Raw genomic sequence first — 22,256 nt, 5'->3', positions numbered from 1 at the left:
TTACCTATCAGTGTGAGAGATAGGTTGCTCCATGAGCATTCAATGGAATCTGGAACAAATGCGCTTATTTGTGAACGTTGCCGAGCAGCGTTCTTTTTCGGCGGTGGCGCGGGGGCAGCGCAAGGCGCAGTCGGCGGTCAGCAGTGGGATTGCAATGCTGGAGGCTGACCTGGGCGTGAGCTTGTTCGAGCGCAGCAGCGGCCGCCAGCCGCGGCTGACCGAAGCCGGCGCGGTGTTGCTCGAAGAGGCCCGGGAAGTGTTGCGCCAGTGCGAACGCCTTAACGGTCGTGCCTTGTCATTGATGCGCGGCGAAGAAGCCTGCCTGCGCCTGGCTCAGGACGAGGCCATGCTGTACCAGCCAGTGCTCGACAGCTTGGACGCCTTGGCCGGGCAATTTCCCAATCTGGAAGTGCAGCTTTCCAGTGCAGCCCAGGGCGATGTCGCACGCAAATTGGTGGAGCGCAAGGCTGACCTGGGCATGCTGTTCTATCACGATCAAATCCCCGAAGCGCTGGAGCGCCGCGTGGTGGGCAGTGTGGAGATGGTCACGGTCTGCGGGCGCCACCACCCGCTGGCGGCGCAGAATCGCGTGGATTGTCAGGGCCTGGCGCAATACCGTCAGTTGCTGATGTCGACCCAGACCAGTGTCTACCCCGGCAGTGAAGCCGCTAGCCCCCAGGTCTGGCGGGCCGACAGCTTCTACGTGCTGGCCGAATGGCTGATCCGTGGCCTGGGTTGGGCCTGGCTGCCCCGGCATGTGGTGCAATACCCCGCGTATCAGAACCTGATGGTCGAACTCGACAGTGAATGGACCCCGCCGGCGCTGGTGGTGGAGCTGGTCTGGCGGCGCGATGAACCCCTGGGGCCCGCCGCGAGATTTCTTGCTGAACGTTTTGCCGAGTGCCTGCGGGCGATCGACTGAAAAAGCCGATAAACTCCGCCGCCATGAATAGAACTCTCTACACCTGCCTGTTTTACCTGGCGCTGCCCTTGGTGGCTTTACGTCTGTGGCTGCGCGCGCGCAAGGCGCCGGCCTATGCCCAGCGCGTGGGCGAGCGGTTTTCCTACGGTTTGCCGGCGATGCAGCCGGGCGGGATCTGGGTGCACGCCGTCTCGGTGGGCGAAAGCATCGCGGCCGCGCCCATGGTGCGCGGGTTGCTGGCGCGTTATCCAGACTTGCCGATCACGCTCACCTGCATGACGCCCACCGGCTCCGAGCGTATCCAGGCCCTGTTCGCCAATGAGCCGCGCATCCAGCACTGCTATTTGCCCTATGACGTGCCGTGCGCGGCCAAGCGTTTTCTGGATCGCGTGCAGCCGAAACTGGCGGTGATCATGGAAACCGAGCTGTGGCCCAACCATATTCACGCCTGCGCCCAACGCGGCATTCCGGTGGCGCTGGCCAATGCGCGGCTGTCGGCGCGTTCGGCCAAGGGCTATGGGCGCTTCGCCAAGTTGACCGCACCGATGTTGTCCGAGATGAGCCTGCTTGCCGTGCAGACGCAGGCCGAGGCTCAGCGTTTCCTGAACCTGGGCGCACGCCCCGAGACCGTGGAAGTGACGGGTTCGATCAAGTTCGACCTGACCATCGACCCGCAGTTGCCGGCCCGCGCCGCCGCGCTGCGTGCGCAATGGGGCGCCACTGAGCGGCCGGTGTGGATCGCCGCCAGCACCCACGCCGGCGAAGATGAAGTGGTACTTGCCGCCCATCGTCAACTGCTCGACAGCTACCCCAATGCGTTGTTGATCCTGGTGCCGCGCCATCAGGAACGCTTCGGGCCGATGTTCGATCTATGCCAGCAGCAAGGCTTCGCCACGGTTCGGCGCTCCAGCGGCGAGCCCGTCACGGCGCAGACATCGGTGCTGCTGGGCGACACCATGGGGGAGTTGCTGTTTCTGTACGCCCTGGCCGACAGCGCTTTCGTCGGCGGTAGCCTGGTGGCGACCGGAGGGCACAACCCATTGGAGCCGGCAGCGTTGGCGCTGCCGGTGATCATGGGGCCGCATGTGTTCAACTTCCTCGAAATCACCGCGATGATGCGCGAAGCCGGTGCGTTGCGCGAAGTGGATGACGCCGAAGGGTTGGCCGAAGCCGTGCGGCAGTTGTTCGAGCTACCCCAGGATGCCCGCAAGATGGCGCAGGCGGGGCTCAAGGTGATGCAGGCCAACCAGGGCGCGCTTGAGCGCTTGCTCAATGGTCTGGGCCGATTGATCGCGATTTAAAGGGCGAAAGGGGATTGCCCTTGATGACGATCTGTCAGGCCAAATAGTGTTGGCTGTCTTGCGCTATCGGGGGCAAGTCGAATCGTCGCACCGCCCCTCCCGCATGATCAAGCCCCTCACACATGATTTAGCAGCGTGATTAATTATTCGGGCGGGCCTTGAGCTGTTCGGCGGCGGCCTTGGCCAGGTCCGGCGGCAGGAAGTCGCGGTCCGGGTTGTAGTCAGCCTTGAGGTAGCGCGCCAGGTCCTGCAGATCCCCAGGGTTCAAGGTGCCCGCGGCCTGCTTCAAACGCAGGTTGTCGAGGATGTAGTCGTAGCGGCTGTTGTTGTAGTTGCGTACCGAGGCATAGAGCTGGCGCTGGGCGTCGAGCACGTCGACGATATTGCGCGTACCCACCTGATAGCCGATTTCCGTGGCTTCCACCGCGCTCTGGTTGGAGATGATCGACTGGCGGCGCGCCTGTACCTGTTCCACATCGGTGTTCACCGCGCGGTGCAGGTTGCGTGTGTTTTCCACCACCTGGCGGCGCAAGCCTTCGCGTTGCTGTTCGGTCTGGCCCAGGCGCGAGTACGACTCGCGGACCTGCGAGCTGGTCAGGCCGCCGCTGTAGATCGGGATATTAAGGCGCAGGCCGATGGTGCGTTGTTCCACGTCGCCGCGATAGGGCGTGCCGAAGGCATTCGGGTTGCTGAACCCCAGCGCATCGTTATCGCCTTTTTCGTATTGCGCCACTGCGTCCAAGGTTGGCGCGTGACCGGCCTTGCGCTGCTTGAGGACTTCCTCGGCGGCGGTGACGGCATAGTTGCTGGCCAGCAAGTTGAGGTTCTGGCGCCCAGCGGTTTCGACCCAGGCCTTGGCGTCGTTCGGCAGCGGCGGCAACACCGGCAGCGTGTGGACAATGCCCTGGATCGAATTGTACTGACGGTTGGTCAGGGTGATCAGTGCTTCAAACGCATCTTCTACCTGACGCTGCGCCAGAATCCGGTTGGCCCGCGCGGTGTCGTAGCTGGCTTGGGATTGCAGCACGTCGGTCTTGTCCGACAGGCCCACGTCGAAGCGCTCGTTGGACTGATCCAGTTGGCGTTTGAAGGCGTTCTCTTCGGCCTTGGTCGAGGCCAGGTTGTCCTGGGCGCGCAGCACGGCGAAGTAATTCTCGGCGCTCTGCAGAATCAGGTTCTGTTCGGTGGCCGACAGTTGCAGCGCTGCCTGTTCATTGGTGGCTTCAGCCGCCTGCAACTGGAACCAACGGTCGGCGCGGAACAGCGGCTGGCTGAGGGTCGCGCGCCAGGAGTGGGCATCGCGGTTGGCGGTGGCGGCCGGTGTGTCGATCTGGGTGCGTACATTGTTGATGTCGGCGCCGCCGGAGAGGTTCGGCAGCAAGCCGGCGCGGGCCTGAGGCACCACTTCTTTTTGCGCGCCGTATTGGGCACGGGCGGCGGCCAGGTCGGCGTTGTTATCCACTGCTTCCTGATAGACGCTGACCAGGTCGGTTCTGGCGGACAAGGGCGCTTCAGCTGCCCAGACCATTCCGTTGGTCGCACAAGACACGGCAATAGCCAGTGAGAGTTTGCGCAGCATGAGGCGATCCCTGAATAAATATTACGGTGATAATTCGACGGCCAAGGCTACGGCGACTGTTTCAGAGCGTCAAGCCTTGGGCAGTAGCCGAGTGTAGTGGCGCCGACCCGACGCAACAATCCTGCAATCATGCCATTCATCACGCTGAAAGCAGCACCATTGGCAATTTGCCCATTCCATGGTCTAGACTGGCCGCGTTCTTGTCGGGGTGCCTTGTTGGAAGGCTGAGATCGGTAAATACCGGATCCCGTTGAACCTGATCAGGTTAGCGCCTGCGTAGGGAACAAGATTTCTCGTCACCCGGCGAGTCCTCTTGTGCTTCGTCCGGGATGTTGTTCGTTTACCGAGCAGCCCTCGTGCGCCAAGCACAGCACTGGTTCCAGTGCGTCCGTCCGTCACAGGTTCGCTCCGACAAACATCCACCGCCTGGATAAGTTGGAGAGCCCGTGATGACTACAAAACTAAAAAATACCGTGCATTTGAGTGAATCGGCCAAGGTCGACTCTGGCTCCGTGCAGCCGTTTACCCGCTCGCAAAAAATCTACGTGCAGGGCACTCGCCCGGATATCCGCGTCCCCATGCGCGAAATCAGCCTGGACGTGACCCCCACCGATTTCGGCGGTGAAATCAACGCCCCTGTCACCGTGTACGACACCTCGGGCCCCTACACCGACCCCAATGTGATCATCGATGTGCGCAAAGGCTTGGCCGATGTGCGTTCGCCGTGGATCGAATCCCGTGGCGACACCGAACGCCTGGCCGGCCTGACCTCGCATTTCGGCCAGCAGCGCCTGAGCGATGCCGAGCTGACCGCCCTGCGTTTTGCCCATGTGAAGAACCCGCGCCGCGCCAAGGCCGGTGCCAACGTCACCCAGATGCACTACGCGCGCAAAGGCATCATCACCGCCGAGATGGAATACGTCGCCATCCGCGAGAACATGAAGCTCGAAGAAGCCCGGGCCAGTGGCTTGCTCGACCAGCAGCACGCCGGCCACAGCTTCGGCGCCAGCGTGCCGAAGATCATCACTCCGGAATTCGTGCGCGAAGAAATTGCCCGTGGCCGCGCAATCATCCCGGCCAACATCAACCACACCGAACTGGAGCCGATGATCATCGGCCGTAACTTCCTAGTGAAGATCAACGGCAATATCGGCAACAGCGCCCTGGGGTCGTCCATCGAAGAAGAAGTGGCAAAACTCACCTGGGGCATCCGCTGGGGCTCGGACACGGTGATGGACTTGTCCACCGGCAAACACATCCATGAAACCCGCGAGTGGATCATCCGCAACTCGCCGGTGCCGATCGGTACCGTGCCGATCTACCAGGCCCTGGAAAAAGTCGGCGGCGTCGCCGAAGACCTGACCTGGGAGCTGTTCCGCGACACCCTGATCGAGCAGGCCGAGCAGGGCGTCGACTACTTCACCATCCACGCCGGCGTGTTGCTGCGCTACGTGCCGCTGACCGCCAAGCGCGTCACTGGCATTGTGTCCCGTGGCGGTTCGATCATGGCCAAGTGGTGCCTGGCGCACCATAAAGAGAACTTCACCTACACGCATTTCGACGAAATCTGCGAAATTATGAAGGCCTATGACGTCAGCTTCTCCCTGGGCGACGGCCTGCGCCCCGGTTCGATTGCCGACGCCAACGACGCCGCGCAGTTCGGCGAGTTGGAAACCCTCGGCGAACTGACCAAGACCGCCTGGAAGCACGACGTGCAAACCATGATCGAAGGCCCCGGCCACGTGCCGATGCAGTTGATCAAGGAGAACATGGACAAGCAGCTCGAATGCTGCGACGAAGCGCCGTTCTACACCCTCGGCCCGCTGACCACCGACATTGCGCCTGGCTACGACCACATCACCTCCGGCATCGGTGCGGCGATGATCGGCTGGTTCGGTTGCGCCATGCTCTGCTACGTCACGCCCAAGGAACACCTGGGCCTGCCGAACAAGGATGACGTGAAGACCGGCATCATCACCTACAAGATCGCCGCCCACGCGGCCGACCTGGCCAAGGGGCACCCGGGCGCGCAGATCCGCGATAACGCCTTGAGCAAGGCGCGCTTCGAGTTCCGCTGGGAAGACCAGTTCAACCTCGGCCTGGACCCGGACACCGCGCGCTCCTACCACGACGAAACCCTGCCTAAGGACTCGGCCAAAGTCGCGCATTTCTGCTCGATGTGCGGGCCGAAGTTCTGCTCGATGAAAATCACCCAGGAAGTGCGTGAGTACGCGGCCAACCAGCGCATTGACGCGGTGGATGTGGACGTGGCCAAGGGCCTGGCGGAGCAGGCGGAGCGGTTCAAGCAGGAAGGTAGCCAGTTGTACAAGAAGGTCTAAGCCGCAGTCGGCGGTACCTGTACCGTCGTCTGCGGGGCAAGCCCCCTCCCAAATTCAAGTGTGGGAGGGGGCTTGCCCCCGATGGCTATCGCCCAAACAAAAATGTCCCTCAGAGATACCCGCCTTGAGCACTCAATCGAGTACCTATTCCCCTGACATCGCGGTGCCTGCTGACAAAAGAGTCTTCGGCGCCCGCGACCTGTTTTCCCTGTGGTTCTCCCTCGGCATCGGCCTGATGGTCCTGCAGACCGGCGCATTACTCGCGCCGGGCCTGGGCTTGTCGGGTGCCTTGCTGGCGATTTTCCTCGGCACTCTGGTCGGCGTGCTGTTGCTGGCCGCTGCCGGTGTGATCGGTAGCGACACCGGCTTGTCCGCCATGGCTGCGCTCAAGCTCAGCCTTGGGGCCAAGGGCGCCAGCCTGCCGGCGCTGTTCAACCTGTTGCAGTTGATCGGCTGGGGCTCGTTCGAAATCATCGTGATGCGTGATGCCGCCAGCCTGTTGGGCACGCGGGCGTTCGGCGAGGGCAGCCTGTTGGTCAGCCCGCTATTGTGGACGCTGTTTTTCGGTGGTCTGGCAACCTTGCTGGCAGTCAGCGGGCCGCTGACGTTCGTGCGCCAGATCCTGCGTAAATGGGGCATCTGGTTGCTGTTGGCGGCCTGTCTGTGGCTGACCTGGAACCTGTTCGCCAAGGCCGACCTAGGCGCACTCTGGGCTCAGGCCGGTGACGGTTCGATGCCCTTTGCGGTGGGGTTTGATATCGCCATCGCCATGCCGCTGTCCTGGCTGCCGCTGATCGCCGATTACTCGCGCTTCGGCAAACGCGCCAAAAGCGTATTCGGCGGTACCGCGCTGGGCTTTTTTATCGGTAATTTCTGGCTGATGAGCCTGGGCGTGGCCTACACCCTGGCGTTCGCGCCGAGCGGTGAAGTGAATGCGCTGCTGCTGGCATTGGCTGGGGCTGGACTGGGGATTCCGCTGCTATTGATCCTGTTGGATGAATCGGAAAACGCCTTTGCCGATATCCACTCGGCGGCGGTGTCCAGCGGGATGTTGCTGCGTTTGAAAGTCGAGCACCTGGCATTGGCCATCGGCGTGATTTGTACCCTGATCGCTTGCCTGGCGCCGCTGGCGCAGTACCAGAATTTCCTGCTGTTGATCGGTTCGGTGTTCGCGCCGCTGTTCGGTGTGGTGCTGGTGGACCATTTTGTCCTGCGCCGTCGCGGCCAGGGCGTACCGACTGCTCTGCGCTGGCCGGCGCTGTTGGCCTGGTTGGGTGGGGTTGCTACCTATCACCTGCTGGCCAACGTCTACCCGGATATCGGCGCGACCCTGCCGGCGCTGGTGCTGGCAGGGTTGCTGCAGTTCATGCTTGGGCGAGCCTTCAGCGGCGCGCGGGCACCAGTTCGGGTTTGAGGATGCCTTCCAGGCGCGAATAAGGGATCTGCAACTCGACGTGGCCCAGGGCGTACGGTGCGATGGTCGAGGTCGGGTACTTGAGGATCACGCCGCCGTAGGTCAGCGCCACGTTCGGGGTTTTCTGGAAGGGGTAGGTCTTCACGAACTCCTGCTCCAGGCTCAGGCGGGTGCTGATCAGCCAGCTATTGTGGGCGACCTGGGCGGCTTTCCAGAATGCGTCTTCCTTGCCCGGCAGCAGCATGTCGGCCAGGGACAGGGCTTTTTGCTGCTGACGCGAATAGTTGATGAACGCGCGGCCCGGCTCGCCATGGGTGGCGCCTTGGTCCAGATAGCTGGACAGTTCGATGATCACCAAGCCGTCATGCTGCTCGCGTACCTTGGCTTGCAAATACATGCTGTTGCGCGGCGCGGCGGTTTTCAGGAACTGCTCGCGGTACGTTTCCAGGCTTGTGGGCAAAGGCTCGTTCGGGGTGGTGCGGGTCATGTCCAGCAGGCGCTGCTCGATCAAGGCGTCGAGCTTGGGCTCTTTGGCAAAGTGCACGGTGTCGATGTTCACCAGTGGGCAGTCGGCGCTGGCGCAGCCCGGCTTGCTCTGCTCGGTGGCGTCGCGAGTGGCTTCCAGCGGGGTGCGATAGCTCGGTTGGAACAGGCTTTGGCAGGCACCGAGGGTCAATGCGATGCAGGCCACGGAGGCAATCTTTAAGAGCGACATGGATGTCCTTCGTCTAACGATAAGAGCGAAATTTGTGGTGCTTCGACTGCCAGCGAGGCAGTCAGTTCGCCACTAAGCTATTTAGAGTGAGTTTGACGTCCGCCGTCTATCCCGGCAACCGGAAAGGGGCTGCACCAAGGGGCGCGAGCGCGTTAGGATGGCGCGAATCGCCCAGGCATAACGAGGAAGGGATATGACGGACATTGCAAAATCGACGCCGAGCACGATTGAAATCGTTAAGCGCGACAATGCCTACAAGGGCTTCTACCAACTCGATCGCGTGCAACTGCGCCACGAGAAATTCGATGGCGGCATGAGCCGGGTGATCAACCGCGAAGTCTTCGTCCGTCACGACGCCGTGTGTGTATTGCCCTACGATCCGCAGCGCGACGAGGTGGTCTTGATCGAGCAGTTTCGCGTGGGCGCCATGGGCCGCGCGGGCAACCCGTGGCTGGTGGAGATGGTCGCCGGCTTGATCGATAAGGATGAGCAACCGGAGGAGGTTGCGCACCGTGAAGCCGAGGAGGAAGCTGGGCTGACCTTCTCCGCGTTGTGGCCGATCACCAAGTATTTCCCGTCGCCCGGCGGCAGCACCGAGTTCGTCCACTTGTACCTGGGCCGTTGCGACAGCACGGGCGCAGGTGGCGTTCACGGCCTGGAAGAAGAGGCAGAAGACATCCGCGTCACCCGCTGGGCATTCGACGATGCTCTGCAAGCGGTGCGCGACGGCAGAATTTCCAACGCAGCCAGCATTATCGCCCTGCAATGGCTAGCGCTTAACCGCGCGGAAGTGAGGGGGTTATGGCAGTAAAGGCACGGGAACGTTATCGGGTCGACCTGATCGGGCTGCAAGCGGCCTGCGAGGCCAACTATGCGCGGCTGATGCGCTTGCTCCCCGACATGCGCCACGCCCCCGAGGCGCGGCGTATCGGCGTGACCCATGGCGACCAGATGCTCGGCGTACTGGCCCTGGAAGTTATCGTCAATTGCCCGTACACCACCACCCTGCGCGTGCGCCAGGAACACAGCCTGCCATGGTTGCCGGTACCGCAACTGGAAGTGCAGGTGTACCACGACGCACGCATGGCCGAAGTAATCAGCGCCGAACATGCGCGACGCTTTCGCAGCATCTATCCTTACCCGAATGTGTTCATGCATCAGCCCGATGAAAAAGCCCAGCTCAATGTGTTCCTCGGTGAATGGCTGAGCCATTGCCTGGCACTTGGGCACGAGTTCGAAGTCGTGCGGTAGATGTGAACTGCGTCTGCTTCCTTAGGTTTCCTCTTTGTGTCCTGCCCAGCATAATCGCGCCAACCGTCCATTTCTGTGATTGCCTTGGGAGAACGCCTTGCCGAGCGTATCCACCGTGAGCCCCGACGCTTCGGCGTTGCTGGTGCAACTGTCCGACAGCCACCTGTTTGCCGAGGGCGACGCCACGTTGCTGGGCATGAATACCCGCGAGAGCCTGCAACGGGTGATCGAATTGGTGCGCGAGCAACAGCCGTCTATCGACCTGATGCTGGCCACGGGGGATCTGTCCCAGGACGGTACGCTTGAGTCGTATCAGCAGTTTCGCGCCTTGACCGCGGCCATCGACGCTCCCGCGCGCTGGATCCCCGGTAATCACGACGAACCGCTCCTCATGGCCCAAGCCGCCGAGCACAGTGATTTGCTGGAACCGGTGGTCGATATCGGCCACTGGCGCATTACCCTGCTGGACTCCGCCGTACCTGGCTCCGTGCCGGGTTATCTGGAGGACCAGCAGCTGCAATTGCTCGCTCAATCCTTGAGCGAGGCGCCGGATCGTCATCACCTGGTGTGCTTCCACCACCATCCGGTGTCGTTCGGCTGCGCATGGATGGAGCCCATCGGCTTGCGCAACCCCGAGGCCCTGTTTGCCGTGCTGGACCGCTTTCCCCAGGTAAAGGCCGTGCTCTGGGGCCACGTGCACCAGGAGATCGACCGCGAGCGCAATGGCGTGCGCCTGCTGGCGTCGCCGTCCACCTGCATCCAGTTCGCGCCGGGCAGCGAGGATTTCAAGGTCAGCGAGCAGGCACCGGGCTATCGCTGGTTGCGTATGCATGCCGATGGGCGGTTGGAGACCGGGGTGGAGCGGCTTAAAGATTTCGCCTTTACCATCGATTACGGCAGCAACGGCTATTAAAGACCGTAAACACTCCTCATAACGGTGGGAGATAGCTTGCCCCCAGTTGGATCATCGGCTGCTCACGCCACCCCGATCCCTGTAAACTGCGCCTTTTTCGCGTAAGCATGGAGAGCCCGGCATGTCGGCTTCGATCCTGTATATCCACGGCTTCAACAGCGCGCCGGCGTCCAACAAGGCCAGCCAGTTGATGGGTGTGATGGACGCTCTGGGCCTGGCCGATCAGTTGCGCGTGCCGGCCCTGCATCACCATCCACGTCAGGCAATTCCTCAATTGGAACAAGCCATTGCCCAGTTGGGGCGGCCGCTGCTGGTCGGCAGCTCCCTCGGCGGCTACTATGCAACCCATCTTGCCGAGCGCCATGGCCTCAAGGCGCTGCTGGTCAACCCGGCGGTCAGCCCCCATCGGATGTTCGACGGTTACCTGGGCATCCAGAAGAACCTCTACACCGATGAAACCTGGGAACTGACCCAGGACCATGTGACGGCGCTGGCCGAGCTGGAAGTGCCGGCTCCCCAGGATGCTGCGCGTTATCAAGTGTGGTTGCAGACCGGCGATGAAACACTGGATTATCGCCTCGCCCAGCAGTATTACCGGGCCTGTGCCTTACGCATCCAGGCCGGTGGCGATCATGGTTACCAAGGGTTTGCCCGGCAACTGCCGGCGCTGCTCAGTTTTGCCGGCATTGGCGCAGATCAGTATCAATCCTTCGATTTCTCGGCACTGTAATTGCCTTGCAAACCGCAGGTTACTTTTTAATCGAACGACTCACGATGAGACCCCATGGCCACTCCCAGCGCTAGCTCTTATAACGCCGACGCCATCGAAGTCCTCTCGGGCCTCGACCCGGTGCGCAAACGCCCCGGCATGTACACCGACACCAGTCGGCCGAACCACCTTGCCCAGGAAGTCATCGACAACAGCGTCGACGAAGCCTTGGCCGGGCACGCCAAGTCGGTGCACGTCATTCTTCATGCAGACCATTCCCTGGAAGTGTCCGACGATGGTCGCGGCATGCCCGTGGACATCCACCCAGAAGAAGGCGTGCCGGGCGTCGAGCTGATCCTTACCAAGCTGCACGCCGGCGGCAAGTTCTCCAACAAGAACTATCAGTTTTCCGGCGGCTTGCACGGCGTGGGGATTTCCGTGGTCAACGCCTTGTCCACCCTGGTGCGGGTCAAGGTCAAGCGCGATGGCAACGAGTACCAGATGACCTTCGCCGATGGCTACAAAGCCACCGACCTGGAAGTGATCGGCACCGTCGGCAAGCGCAACACCGGCACCAGCGTGTACTTCGCGCCGGACCCGAAATACTTCGATTCGCCGAAATTCTCCATCAGCCGCCTCAAGCACGTGCTCAAGGCCAAGGCCGTGTTGTGCCCGGGGCTGCTGGTCACCTTTGAAGACAAAGGCACCGGCGAGAAGGTCGAGTGGCATTACGAAGACGGCCTGCGTTCCTATTTGGAAGACTCGGTCAGCGACTTCGAACGCCTGCCCAACGAGCCGTTCTGCGGCAGCCTGGCGGGTAACAAGGAAGCCGTCGACTGGGCTCTGCTGTGGTTGCCCGAAGGCGGCGACAGCGTGCAGGAAAGTTACGTCAACCTGATCCCGACCGCCCAGGGCGGTACTCACGTCAACGGTCTGCGTCAGGGCTTGCTGGATGCCATGCGCGAATTCTGCGAATACCGCAGCCTGCTGCCGCGCGGCGTGAAGCTGGCGCCGGAAGACGTGTGGGAGCGCATCGCGTTCGTGCTCTCGATGAAGATGCAGGAGCCGCAGTTCTCCGGGCAAACCAAGGAACGCCTGTCGTCCCGTGAAGCGGCGGCGTTTGTCTCCGGGGTAGTCAAGGATGCCTTCAGCCTGTGGCTCAACGAGCATCCGGAACTGGGCCTGGCCCTGGCCGAGCTGGCGATCAACAACGCCGGGCGTCGCCTCAAGGCCAGCAAGAAAGTCGAGCGCAAGCGCATCACCCAAGGCCCAGCGCTGCCGGGCAAACTGGCCGATTGCGCCGGGCAGGATCCGATGCGCTCGGAACTGTTCCTGGTCGAAGGTGATTCCGCCGGCGGCTCCGCCAAACAAGCGCGGGACAAGGAATACCAGGCGATCCTGCCGTTGCGCGGCAAGATCCTTAACACCTGGGAAGTCGATGGCAGCGAAGTCCTGGCCAGCCAAGAAGTGCACAACATTGCCGTGGCGATCGGTGTCGACCCCGGCGCGGCCGACATGAGCCAGTTGCGCTATGGCAAGATCTGCATTCTCGCCGACGCCGACTCCGACGGCCTGCACATCGCCACCTTGCTCTGCGCGCTGTTCGTGCAGCACTTCCGTCCGCTGGTGGATGCCGGCCACGTCTACGTCGCCATGCCGCCGTTGTACCGGATCGACCTGGGCAAGGAGATCTTCTACGCCCTGGACGAAGCCGAGCGCGATGGCATCCTCGATCGTCTGGTAGCCGAAAAGAAACGCGGCAAGCCCCAGGTCACCCGATTCAAGGGCCTGGGCGAGATGAACCCGCCGCAACTGCGTGAAACCACCATGGACCCGAACACCCGGCGCCTGGTGCAGTTGACCCTGGACGATTTCGCCGCCACCAGTGAAATGATGGACATGCTGCTGGCGAAGAAGCGCGCCGGGGACCGCAAATCCTGGCTGGAATCCAAGGGCAACCTGGCCGAGGTTCTGGGCTGATGCGCACAGGCTTCGCCCTGGCGATCCTGATGTTGAGCGGGCTGGCAGCGACCACCGTCGCCGCCGCGCCCGTGGTGGAACTCAAACTCGTGTCCGAACACCCGGTGGACGGCATGCGCGGCGGCAACCTGTCGGGGCTGGCGCAGTGCGGTAACGAACTGTGGACGGTGTCCGATCGTGATGACGATCAGATCTATCGCCTGGATACCAGTGCGCCCACCTGGCAGGCCGAAGCGGTAAAGATCGAGGTGCCGCCGGTGCCGGACTCCGGCTTGCCCTGGGGGCTGCGCTCGCGTACCAAGGCTGCTTCGTTCATTCGCGGCGGTGACCTGGATTTTGAAGGCATCAGCTGTGATGGCATGGGTAATCAGTACATTGTCAGCGAAGCCCATGCCGCGGTGCTGAAGGTGCCGGTGAGCGGCGCGCCGGAATGGCTGAAAATCGCCCCCGGCATGGTGCGAGAGGCCCGCGCCAGCGGCATGTTGCTGCACTTCAATGCGTTGTTTGAAGGATTGGTGATCAACCCGGAAGGCAACCAGCTCTGGCTGGCGGCCGAGCGCGAGCGGCGCGGGCTGATCTCCATCAAGCGTGCGCAAAGCCTCTGGGATTGCGATGGCCCGTGCGTACTGCTGAGCGAGGCCGGCCAGGAAGTGCAGCCGGCCAAGTTCACCGATGCCAAGGCGGTGTCCAAGGATTTTGCCGACCTGGCGCTGTACAACGGCAAATTGTTTACCCTGGAGCGTAATGCGTTCCAGATTTGCCGGCGCGATGCGGTCACGGCCAAGGTCGAGCTGTGCTGGTCGTTCGCCGACGAAACCCTGACCCCCGAACGCCGCTACGCCCAACCCTATGGCCTGGCCGAGGCGCTGGTCATTGACGAAAGCGGGGCCTGGCTGGGTATCGACAACAATTTTGGCCCCCGGGCCGATGGTGAAAAACGCCCCATGGTCTATCGTTTCGCCGCCCCGGCCGGCGGCTGGAGCGCCCAGCCATGAATCGGCCCCTTTTTGAATCGAATCAGCGCAGCGGCAGTTCCGCTGCGCCTTACCCACTATTGATGAGGCCCGCATGAGTGACATCCTCGCAGACAGCTTAGATGGCGTAGAACGCCGGTCGCTGGCTGACTTCACCGAAAATGCCTACCTCAACTACTCCATGTACGTGATCATGGACCGTGCCTTGCCGCATATCGGCGACGGCCTGAAGCCTGTGCAACGGCGCATCATCTACGCCATGAGTGAGTTGGGCCTGGATGCCGACTCCAAGCACAAGAAGTCGGCGCGTACCGTCGGTGACGTGCTCGGTAAATTCCACCCCCACGGCGACTCGGCTTGCTACGAAGCCATGGTGCTGATGGCGCAGCCGTTCAGCTATCGCTACACACTGGTAGACGGCCAGGGTAACTGGGGTGCGCCGGACGATCCCAAGTCCTTTGCCGCCATGCGTTACACCGAAGCCCGTCTGTCGCGTTACTCCGAGGTGCTGCTCAGCGAGCTGGGCCAGGGCACGGCGGATTGGGGGCCGAACTTCGACGGCACCCTCGACGAACCCCTGGTGTTGCCGGCACGTTTGCCGAATATCCTGCTCAATGGCACCACCGGTATCGCGGTGGGCATGGCCACTGACGTGCCTCCGCACAACCTGCGCGAAGTAGCCACCGCCTGCGTGCGTCTACTGGATGAGCCGAAGGCCACCGTGGAGCAGCTCTGCGAGCATATCCAGGGTCCGGACTACCCGACCGAAGCGGAAATCATCACGCCGCGCGCCGATTTGCTGAAGATGTACGAAACCGGCAAGGGCTCGGTGCGTATGCGCGCCGTGTACCACATTGAGGACGGCGACATTATCGTCACCGCGCTGCCGCACCAGGTGTCCGGTGCCAAGGTGCTGGAGCAGATCGCCGCGCTGATGCAGGCCAAACCGTCGAAACTGCCGCAGGTCGCCGACTTGCGTGACGAGTCCGACCATGAAAACCCGTGCCGCATCGTGATTATCCCGACCAATAGCCGGGTCGATCATGAAGTGCTGATGCAACACTTGTTTGCCAGCACCGATCTGGAGTCCAGCTACCGGGTCAACGTCAACATCATTGGTCTGGACGGCAAGCCGCAGTTGAAGAACCTGCGCAACCTGCTGGTGGAGTGGCTGGAGTTCCGGATACAAACCGTTCGGCGCCGCCTGCAGTTCCGTCTGGACAAGGTCGAGCGCCGTCTGCATCTGTTGGACGGTTTGTTGATCGCTTACCTCAACCTGGATGAAGTGATTCATATCATCCGCACCGCCGAGCATCCGAAGGCCGAGCTGATCGCCCGTTTCGAGCTGAGCGAGATTCAGGCGGACTACATCCTCGACACCCGCCTGCGTCAGTTGGCGCGTCTGGAAGAGATGAAGTTGCGTGATGAACAGGATGCCTTGCTCAAGGAACAAGCCAAACTGCAAGCCCTGCTGGGTAGCGAAGCCAAGCTGAAAAAGCTGGTGCGTAGCGAACTGATCAAAGACGCCGAAACTTACGGCGATGACCGCCGCTCGCCTATCGTCGAGCGCGCCGAAGCGAAAGCTCTGACAGAAACCGAGCTACTGCCCAACGAGAAAATTACCGTCGTTCTGTCGGAAAAGGGTTGGGTTCGCTCCGCCAAAGGGCATGATATTGACGCCACTGGCCTGTCGTACAAGGCCGGTGACGGGTTCAAGACTGCAGCCGCTGGGCGTTCCAACCAGTTTGCGGTGTTTATCGACTCCACCGGGCGCAGTTACTCGGTGCCGGCCCATACTTTGCCGTCGGCACGGGGGCAGGGCGAGCCGCTGACCGGGCGTCTGACACCGCCACCGGGGGCAAATTTCGAGTGTGTGCTGCTACCGGACGATGACGCGCTGTACGTGATTGCGTCCGATGCGGGATATGGCTTCGTGGTCAAGGGGGAAGACCTGCAAGCCAAGAACAAGGCGGGCAAGGCGCTGTTGAGTCTGCCCAACAACGCCAAAGTGATCCTGCCGCGGCCGGTGCAGGACCGTGAGAACAACTGGCTGGCGTCGGTCACTACCGAAGGGCGTCTGCTGGTGTTCAAGATCAGCGACCTGCCGCAATTGGGCAAAGGTAAAGGCAACAAGATTATTGGAATCCCCGGGGAGCGGGTGGCCAGTCGCGAAGAGTACGTGACCGACATCGCCGTGATTCCGGAGGGCGCCACTCTGGTGCTCCAGGCGGGTAAGCGCACTTTGTCGCTGCGCCCTGACGACCTTGAGCACTATAAGGGCGAGCGTGGCCGCCGGGGTAATAAATTGCCTCGTGGCTTCCAGCGGGTGGATGCTTTGTTGGTTGAAACGCCCGTTTAAGGCGTTTTAGAGCCCTCGATCTACGATTTAACCCGTAGATCGACGCTTTGGCGCTGGAGTCATGGCGCATATTCACGGATGATATGGCCTCTTCAGCGCCGGCGTGGCCGAGCGTGTACAGGTTATTTTTTAGTATTACATTGTGGTTCGCCTTGTGGCAGCCACCTGGATGGGATGATGACTGCTCCACGCCTTCCTTTTATTTTTATGCTCGCTGGCCTTTTGGGGCTGGCGGGTTGCAGCACACATCAACCGGTGTCGCTGTACCAGCTGGACAGCGGAAGTCCGGCTCAGCCAGCTCAAACCGCCGGCATGGCAGTATTGCTGGGGCCGGTAATCGTCGCCGACTATCTGCAACGCGAGACCCTGCTGCAACGTCAGAACGACGGCAGCCTGCAAGGTTCCACCGATGGCCGTTGGGCGGGCAGTTTATCGTCCGACATCAACCAGCTGATGCTGCGCCAGGTGGCCGGTCAGTTGGACAGCCAACGTGTGGTCCTCGCCCCCGCGCCTGCCGGCTTTACGCCGGACGTGCAGGTGCTGCTGACCATCACTCGGTTGGACTCGGGCACTTCGCAACCGGCAATTCTCGATGCGCAGTGGCGCTTGATCGATCGCCGTGGTCAGGTGCGTGACAACCGTATCGTGCACTTGCAGGAACAGCACACCGGCAGCACCGCGTCCCAGGTCCAGGCCCAGGGCGTGCTCTTGCAGCACTTGGCGCAGCAACTGTCTGTGGCGCTCAAGCCATTGGCCAACCAGCCCCCGATTGCCGCCGAGGCCCCGCGCAAACAAGCGCCGGCCCAGGCCAAGCCGGTTGCTCCGGAAAAGCCCAAGATGCCGATGGCCACGCCGATTCGTACCGATATGGAAGTGTTCAGGTTTTGATCTGAATGCCACACAAACAAAAGGCCCGCTGATTCAGCGGGCCTTTTGTTTGTGTGCGATTTACTTGAAGTATTTAGGGATCCAAATGTGGGAGGGGGCTTGCCTCCGATAGCAGTGGGTCAGTCAGACCAGCTGTCACTGACACATCGCCATCGGGGGCAAGCCCCCTCCCACATTGAACTTGCGGTTTGCTTTAAGGCTTTGTGCGGGTCTCATGCATCCGCGCTAACTGACGCTCCAGCATCGACGGATACGGTTCCATCAAACGTTCCACACAGCTTGCGCCTTCGGGGCTGGCAATCGGGCGGATACGGGCGCGCTGGCGAATCAGCGGGTCTTCGCTGATCTTGCGCTCCACCAGCAGCAGGTTACGGCTGTGTTGGGACAAGGCCAGCGCGTCCTGGGCGATTTCGGTGAGCAGCAGGTCGATCTGGCTCATGCCGAACAGATCGTCGCCCACTGTCAGGCCCAGTTGCAGTTGCAGGGTGATGCCACTGTCCGCCACTTCGATCTGCAGGGCATGGCCCAAGGCGCGCAGCAGCTCGCCGCAGCAGATGGCGTTGGTCAGGTAGTCTTCACCGCTGTCTTCGCTGTGGAACAGCATCAAGGTGCTGCCATCGTTGAGGGTGTGCAGTTCGCTCTGGTATAGCGAGGCGGCCTGGTCGAGGCAGTCGCGGTAGCGCTCCAGCAATTCCGTCAGGCGTGCGCGGGGCAAGCGACGCAGTTGGTCCTGGGCGCCGAGTTGTACGGCCAGTACCGCGCTGTGCTGGGGCTCGGCGTTCTTTACTGGTACGGCTTTGGGTGCAACTGCCGGGCTGCTGGCCGCGGTATCGCGCAGATCAGCGAACGGGTCTTCGTCGTCCAACTCATCCTCTTCGGCGATAAGTGCCCTGCGTGTCGCCGGCTTGAGACCTGCCACCGGCGGCTTTTCGTCGAAGCCCGGATCGCGCAGGTCGCGTACTTCGAATTCGGGTTCGTCGTCGTAATCGGTGTCGTCGAATTCGGGTTCCGGTTCAACTTCGCGAACCACCGGCTCCGGGGCGAAGCTGGCGTGGAGTTGGCGGGCAAGGTCGCCGATTTCATCCTGGCGGTCGGTGGCCGGAGTGTGTTCGTCGATATCCCGCAGCCAGATGCGCAGTTGCATCAGCGGTGTCGAGATATGCCGACCCAGGCGCAGGCTCAAGGCCAGGGCCAGGGCCAGCAGAATCGCGCTCAGGATGCCCATGCTTTGCAGGCTGATGGTCATCGGCTGTTGGAATTGCTGCATATCCAGGCTGATGCGCAACTGGCCGGCTTTCACATCTTGAAAGGTGATATTGCTTTGATACAGGCCTTCGGCCTCACCCAACAAGCCGTTCTTCGGGCGCTGGCCGGCTTCGGCCATGATCCGGTTGTCGACGCTGTAGATGGCGGCGTGGGCCACCAGCGGATTCTTGGTGAGGTTATTGAGCAGCACGTTGAGACTGAGGATGTCGTTGGACACCAGCAGCTCGGTCGCCGAGGTGGCGGTCTGGGTGGTCAAGCTTTCGCCCAGGGCGTCGGCTTGCTCGTGCATGGCCTGTTTGAACTGCAAACCCATTACGCAGGCGTAGATCACCAGGGCCAGGGCGACCAGGATCACGTTATGGCTGGCGATGCGTAATGCGATCGGTACACGGCGGTGGCGCAGTGCCCGGAAGATCAGCAGGAAGAAGTTGTCGGTTTTTACTGGCGTGGGCCGGTTCACTTGAGCTCGGCTCTTGGTCCGTGAAGTTGACGCGCAGTATAGCGACAGGCCCATGACCGGCAAAGCGCTGGCTGTGCCCGATGGTCACTGAAAGTGGGTAGAATGCGGTTTTTTTCCAGCCTGGGGGTGCGCCTTGCGCGAAATTGTCCTGATTAACATCACTGGGGAAGACCGCCCGGGTCTTACCGCTGCCATTACCGGTGTGCTGGCCCAGGGTGGTGTGAACATTCTCGACATCGGCCAGGCCGTGATCCACGACACCCTGTCGTTCGGCATCCTGGTGGAAATTCCCAGCAACGAGCAGTCATCGTCCGTGCTCAAGGACATCCTGTTTACCGCGTACAAGCTGGATCAACAGGTACGTTTCACTCCGGTATCCGAAGCGGACTACCAGCATTGGGTGGCCGGCCAGGGCAAGAAACGCCATATCGTCACGTTGTTGACCCGCAAGGTCACCGCTGAACAACTGCAGCGCGTCAGCTCCATCACCGCGCAGTACGGCTTGAATATCGACCACATCGACCGTCTGTCGGGGCGCATGCCATTGGACACGCCGGCCGATCAGGGCAAAGGCTGCATCGAGTTTTCCGTGCGTGGCGAGCCGGCTGACCCGCAAGCCCTGCGCGCGGAATTCCTCAGCGTCGCCCAGGAGTTGAATGTCGATATCGCCTTCCAGGAAGATTCGCTGTTCCGCCGCAACCGCCGCCTGGCGGTGTTCGATATGGACTCCACTTTGATCGAAGCCGAAGTCATCGACGAACTGGCCAAGGCTGCCGGTGTGGGCGATCAAGTCAGCGCCATCACTGAGCGTGCCATGGCCGGCGAGCTGGACTTCCGCGCCAGCTTCAAGGAGCGCTTGGCACTGCTCAAAGGCCTGGATGTGAGCGTGCTGGATTCCATTGGCGCTTCCCTGCGCCTGACCGAAGGCGCCGAAACCCTGTTCGCCGAACTCAAGCGCCTGGGTTACAAAACCGCGATCTTGTCCGGCGGCTTTACCTACTTCGCCAAGCAATTACAGGCCAAACTGGGCATCGATTACGTATTCGCCAACGAGTTGGAAGTGGTCGACGGCAAAGTGACCGGCGTGGCGGTCGAGCCGATTGTCGACGCGCAACGCAAGGCCGACCTGCTCAAGGAGCTGGCGCACAAGGAAGGGTTGCGTCTGGAGCAGACCATCGCGGTAGGCGACGGTGCCAACGATTTGCCGATGCTGGCGATTGCCGGGTTGGGCGTGGCGTTCCGGGCCAAGCCGCTGGTCAAACAGTCGGCCAAGCAGGCCATTTCGACCTTGGGGTTGGACGGTGTGCTGTATCTGCTGGGCTTTCGCGACCGCGACGGTCAGCTCTGACGGTCAGAAATGTTGGAGGGGGCTTGCCCCCGATAGCGGTAGATCAGTCACTTTGATGTTGACTGATACTCAGCTATCGGGGGCAAGCCCCCTCTCACATTAGATCTCTGCAAATATTGGATCAGGCTTTCGGCAGGCCGATCCCTTGACCCATCTGCACCGGCGAACCGGCCAGCAGCGCTTCTGACCACTGCACTTGATCCGGCCCGAACAGCACGATCGCGGTGGAACCCAACTTGAAACGTCCCAGCTCCGCACCTTTTTCCAGGTGGATCGGCGCGCGGGCGGCTTCGTCATAGCGGAAGGTTTTCAGCTCGCGCTTGGGGGGCGTAACCAGGCCGGCCCACACGGTTTCAATCGACGCCACGATCATTGCGCCCACCAGCACCACAGCCATCGGGCCGCGTTCGGTGTCGAACAGGCAGACCACTCGCTCGTTACGCGCAAACAGCTCCGGCACGTTTTCGGCGGTGGTCTGGTTGACCGAGAAAATCCGCCCCGGCACATAGACCATCTCGCGCAGCGTGCCGGCCAGCGGCATGTGCACGCGGTGATAGTCCTTCGGCGACAGGTAAATAGTGGCGAAATCGCCGCCCATGAAAGGCGCCGCCATGGCAGCATCGCCGCCCAGCAATTCCAATACGCTGAAGCTATGGCCTTTGGCCTGGAACACACGGCCATGCTCGATCGGGCCCAGTTGGCTGACTGCGCCGTCGGCGGGGCTCAGCACGGCGCCGGGAGTGGGGTCGAGTGGGCGCGCGCCGTCTTTCAAGGCACGGGTGAAGAACGCATTGAAGTGCTCATAAGCGGTCACGTCCTCCACCAGTGCCTGGGACATATCCACTTGATAGCGCTTGGCGAACCATGTGGTGAAGGCATTTTTGAACCAGCGCACGCGGCACTCGGCCACGCAACCGGCCAGACGCGACAGCAAATGGTGCGGCAGCAAGTACTGGCTGAGGATAAACAACTGCTTTTTCATAACTGTCCTTAAACCTTAAGTCTTTTCAACGGGCGTGTCGGGGTGATTGCCCCATTCGCCCCAGGAACCGGCATAACCTTTGACTCGCGGATAACCGAGCGCCTTGGCCACCAGGTAGGTGAAGCCAGAGCGATGGTGAGTCTGGCAATGGGTGATGATTTCTTTGTCGGGCGTCAGGCCCAGTTTTTCAAGAATCTGTGGCATGTCGCGGCGGATGCGCAGGTTGCGCGCCTTATCCATGCCGTCAGTCCATTCGAAGTTGACCGCGCCGGGGATGTGCCCGCCCTTGGCCGCGAGCACCTTCTCGCCGGAATACTCCAGCGGGCCGCGCGCGTCCCAGATGCCCAGGTCGGCGGCGCCAAGACGGCTTTGCAGGTATTCGCGGGTGGCGGTCGGGCCATCATGCAGCGTGAGGCTGACCGGGCCGCCGGCCGACGGGGGGACGTCGGTGGAGACGGGCTGGCCGTCTGCCAACCATGCCAGCAGGCCGCCGTCGAGATAGTGGTATTTCTGATGGCCGATCACGTCGAGCAACCAGATAAAACGCCCGGCCCAGCCGCCGCCTTCGTCGTCGTAGACCACGTAGGTCGCATCCGGCGTGTGGCCGAGTTCGCCAAACAGCTTTTCCAGGTCCGCCTTGTTCGGCAGCAGGCCCGGAGCCGGTGGTTGACCCAGTTGGGTGCGTTTGGGGTCAACGAAGTGCGCGCCGGGGATATGCCCTTCGGCGTAGCGGGCGGCGCTGGTGAGGTCCACCACAATCAGGTGTTCGGCACCCAGGCGACTTTGCAGGTCGGCGGATTCGATCACCAGCGGCAAGCCAGAGAAGTCAGGCATGTGAGGTCTCCTGGGCGTAAAA

At 61.8% G+C, this 22,256-nt stretch carries 18 protein-coding genes and 1 riboswitch; of the genes, 13 read left to right on the top strand and 5 right to left on the bottom strand.

Annotated features, from left to right (window positions below):
• The first annotated feature begins 31 nt into the window (after nt 1-31).
• Complete coding sequence (locus K1567_RS13660; RefSeq protein ID WP_099313052.1) at nt 32-922, top strand: LysR family transcriptional regulator; 891 nt, start codon at nt 32-34, stop codon at nt 920-922.
• Nucleotides 923-945: 23 nt separating this feature from the next.
• Nucleotides 946-2,223, top strand: coding sequence for a lipid IV(A) 3-deoxy-D-manno-octulosonic acid transferase (gene waaA, locus K1567_RS13655; RefSeq protein ID WP_034111496.1), 1,278 nt, complete (start codon nt 946-948; stop codon nt 2,221-2,223).
• Nucleotides 2,224-2,362: 139 nt separating this feature from the next.
• On the opposite strand, the gene K1567_RS13650 is transcribed toward waaA, so the two are convergent.
• Nucleotides 2,363-3,802 (bottom strand): TolC family outer membrane protein, encoded by a 1,440-nt coding sequence (locus tag K1567_RS13650; RefSeq protein WP_034095577.1) that lies wholly within the window; start codon nt 3,800-3,802, stop codon nt 2,363-2,365.
• 194 nt (nt 3,803-3,996) lie between these two features.
• Nucleotides 3,997-4,102: riboswitch (TPP riboswitch) on the top strand.
• 149 nt (nt 4,103-4,251) lie between these two features.
• Here K1567_RS13650 and thiC point away from each other — a divergent pair.
• Nucleotides 4,252-6,141, top strand: coding sequence for a phosphomethylpyrimidine synthase ThiC (thiC, locus tag K1567_RS13645; protein ID WP_220698571.1), 1,890 nt, complete (start codon nt 4,252-4,254; stop codon nt 6,139-6,141).
• 124 nt (nt 6,142-6,265) lie between these two features.
• A complete protein-coding gene (gene cytX / locus K1567_RS13640) occupies nt 6,266-7,555 on the top strand; it encodes a putative hydroxymethylpyrimidine transporter CytX (RefSeq protein WP_220698570.1) in 1,290 nt (429 codons plus the stop codon).
• On the opposite strand, the gene K1567_RS13635 is transcribed toward cytX, so the two are convergent.
• Nucleotides 7,524-8,270 (bottom strand): RsiV family protein, encoded by a 747-nt coding sequence (locus K1567_RS13635; RefSeq protein WP_213548599.1) that lies wholly within the window; start codon nt 8,268-8,270, stop codon nt 7,524-7,526. The two genes, cytX and K1567_RS13635, sit on opposite strands and share 32 nt — an antisense overlap.
• A 193-nt stretch (nt 8,271-8,463) precedes the next feature.
• Here K1567_RS13635 and K1567_RS13630 point away from each other — a divergent pair, with 193 nt between their 5' ends.
• The 8 genes from K1567_RS13630 to K1567_RS13595 all read left to right on the top strand — a co-directional run bounded on the left by K1567_RS13630 (nt 8,464) and on the right by K1567_RS13595 (nt 17,344).
• Nucleotides 8,464-9,081 (top strand): NUDIX domain-containing protein, encoded by a 618-nt coding sequence (locus K1567_RS13630; RefSeq protein WP_034095581.1) that lies wholly within the window; start codon nt 8,464-8,466, stop codon nt 9,079-9,081.
• Entirely contained in the window at nt 9,072-9,521 is a 450-nt protein-coding gene (locus K1567_RS13625) for a DUF1249 domain-containing protein (protein WP_003171323.1), read from the top strand. The genes K1567_RS13630 and K1567_RS13625 overlap by 10 nt, the downstream gene beginning before the upstream one ends.
• A gap of 97 nt (nt 9,522-9,618) precedes the next feature.
• Nucleotides 9,619-10,434, top strand: a complete 816-nt coding sequence (gene cpdA, locus K1567_RS13620) for a 3',5'-cyclic-AMP phosphodiesterase (protein WP_220698569.1) — start codon at nt 9,619-9,621, stop codon at nt 10,432-10,434.
• Nucleotides 10,435-10,555: 121 nt separating this feature from the next.
• Complete coding sequence (locus K1567_RS13615; RefSeq protein WP_034095583.1) at nt 10,556-11,164, top strand: YqiA/YcfP family alpha/beta fold hydrolase; 609 nt, start codon at nt 10,556-10,558, stop codon at nt 11,162-11,164.
• Between the two features lie 54 nt (nt 11,165-11,218).
• On the top strand, nt 11,219-13,123 hold the full coding sequence (parE, locus tag K1567_RS13610; protein WP_034095584.1) for a DNA topoisomerase IV subunit B: 1,905 nt from the start codon (nt 11,219-11,221) through the stop codon (nt 13,121-13,123).
• Nucleotides 13,123-14,118 (top strand): esterase-like activity of phytase family protein, encoded by a 996-nt coding sequence (locus K1567_RS13605; RefSeq protein ID WP_034111504.1) that lies wholly within the window; start codon nt 13,123-13,125, stop codon nt 14,116-14,118. Before parE ends, K1567_RS13605 begins: the two co-directional genes overlap by 1 nt.
• 73 nt (nt 14,119-14,191) lie before the next feature.
• The gene (parC, locus tag K1567_RS13600) at nt 14,192-16,456 is read left to right on the top strand and encodes a DNA topoisomerase IV subunit A (RefSeq protein WP_047881414.1); all 2,265 of its coding nucleotides are present in this window, start codon (nt 14,192-14,194) and stop codon (nt 16,454-16,456) included.
• 177 nt (nt 16,457-16,633) lie between these two features.
• Nucleotides 16,634-17,344 carry a membrane integrity-associated transporter subunit PqiC gene (locus K1567_RS13595; RefSeq protein ID WP_080758669.1) on the top strand — a complete coding sequence of 237 codons (711 nt, stop codon included), beginning with the start codon at nt 16,634-16,636 and terminating at the stop codon, nt 17,342-17,344.
• Between the two features lie 193 nt (nt 17,345-17,537).
• Here the strand turns inward: K1567_RS13595 and K1567_RS13590 are convergent, their stop codons facing one another.
• Nucleotides 17,538-19,070: an AhpA/YtjB family protein gene (locus tag K1567_RS13590; protein WP_047881413.1), complete on the bottom strand. Its 1,533-nt coding sequence runs from the start codon at nt 19,068-19,070 to the stop codon at nt 17,538-17,540.
• Nucleotides 19,071-19,203: 133 nt separating this feature from the next.
• Between K1567_RS13590 and serB the strand changes: the two genes are divergently transcribed.
• Entirely contained in the window at nt 19,204-20,418 is a 1,215-nt protein-coding gene (gene serB, locus K1567_RS13585) for a phosphoserine phosphatase SerB (protein WP_034095589.1), read from the top strand.
• A 121-nt stretch (nt 20,419-20,539) separates the two neighbouring features.
• Here the strand turns inward: serB and asd are convergent, their stop codons facing one another.
• Both asd and K1567_RS13575 read right to left on the bottom strand, forming a co-directional pair.
• Nucleotides 20,540-21,400, bottom strand: coding sequence for an archaetidylserine decarboxylase (gene asd / locus K1567_RS13580; RefSeq protein WP_034095590.1), 861 nt, complete (start codon nt 21,398-21,400; stop codon nt 20,540-20,542).
• Between the two features lie 15 nt (nt 21,401-21,415).
• Nucleotides 21,416-22,234, bottom strand: a complete 819-nt coding sequence (locus K1567_RS13575) for a rhodanese-like domain-containing protein (RefSeq protein ID WP_034095591.1) — start codon at nt 22,232-22,234, stop codon at nt 21,416-21,418.
• Nucleotides 22,235-22,256: the final 22 nt, after the last annotated feature.

The organism is Pseudomonas sp. S5F11, assembly GCF_019641515.1.
Taxonomy (GTDB): Bacteria; Pseudomonadota; Gammaproteobacteria; order Pseudomonadales; family Pseudomonadaceae; genus Aquipseudomonas; species Aquipseudomonas rhodesiae.
This window is presented reverse-complemented; position numbering and strand designations above follow the sequence as displayed.

Excerpts from the sequence above, each read along its gene's own strand:
- asd (WP_034095590.1), bottom strand. The coding sequence starts at position 21,400 with ATGAAAAAGCAGTTGTTTATCCTCAGCCAGTACTTGCTGCCGCACCAT.
- K1567_RS13650 (WP_034095577.1), bottom strand. The coding sequence starts at position 3,802 with ATGCTGCGCAAACTCTCACTGGCTATTGCCGTGTCTTGTGCGACCAAC.
- K1567_RS13605 (WP_034111504.1), top strand. The coding sequence starts at position 13,123 with ATGCGCACAGGCTTCGCCCTGGCGATCCTGATGTTGAGCGGGCTGGCA.
- K1567_RS13635 (WP_213548599.1), bottom strand. The coding sequence starts at position 8,270 with ATGTCGCTCTTAAAGATTGCCTCCGTGGCCTGCATCGCATTGACCCTC.
- K1567_RS13615 (WP_034095583.1), top strand. The coding sequence starts at position 10,556 with ATGTCGGCTTCGATCCTGTATATCCACGGCTTCAACAGCGCGCCGGCG.
- thiC (WP_220698571.1), top strand. The coding sequence starts at position 4,252 with ATGACTACAAAACTAAAAAATACCGTGCATTTGAGTGAATCGGCCAAG.
- parC (WP_047881414.1), top strand. The coding sequence starts at position 14,192 with ATGAGTGACATCCTCGCAGACAGCTTAGATGGCGTAGAACGCCGGTCG.
- K1567_RS13625 (WP_003171323.1), top strand. The coding sequence starts at position 9,072 with ATGGCAGTAAAGGCACGGGAACGTTATCGGGTCGACCTGATCGGGCTG.
- K1567_RS13660 (WP_099313052.1), top strand. The coding sequence starts at position 32 with ATGAGCATTCAATGGAATCTGGAACAAATGCGCTTATTTGTGAACGTT.
- K1567_RS13630 (WP_034095581.1), top strand. The coding sequence starts at position 8,464 with ATGACGGACATTGCAAAATCGACGCCGAGCACGATTGAAATCGTTAAG.
- K1567_RS13595 (WP_080758669.1), top strand. The coding sequence starts at position 16,634 with ATGACTGCTCCACGCCTTCCTTTTATTTTTATGCTCGCTGGCCTTTTG.
- waaA (WP_034111496.1), top strand. The coding sequence starts at position 946 with ATGAATAGAACTCTCTACACCTGCCTGTTTTACCTGGCGCTGCCCTTG.
- parE (WP_034095584.1), top strand. The coding sequence starts at position 11,219 with ATGGCCACTCCCAGCGCTAGCTCTTATAACGCCGACGCCATCGAAGTC.
- K1567_RS13575 (WP_034095591.1), bottom strand. The coding sequence starts at position 22,234 with ATGCCTGACTTCTCTGGCTTGCCGCTGGTGATCGAATCCGCCGACCTG.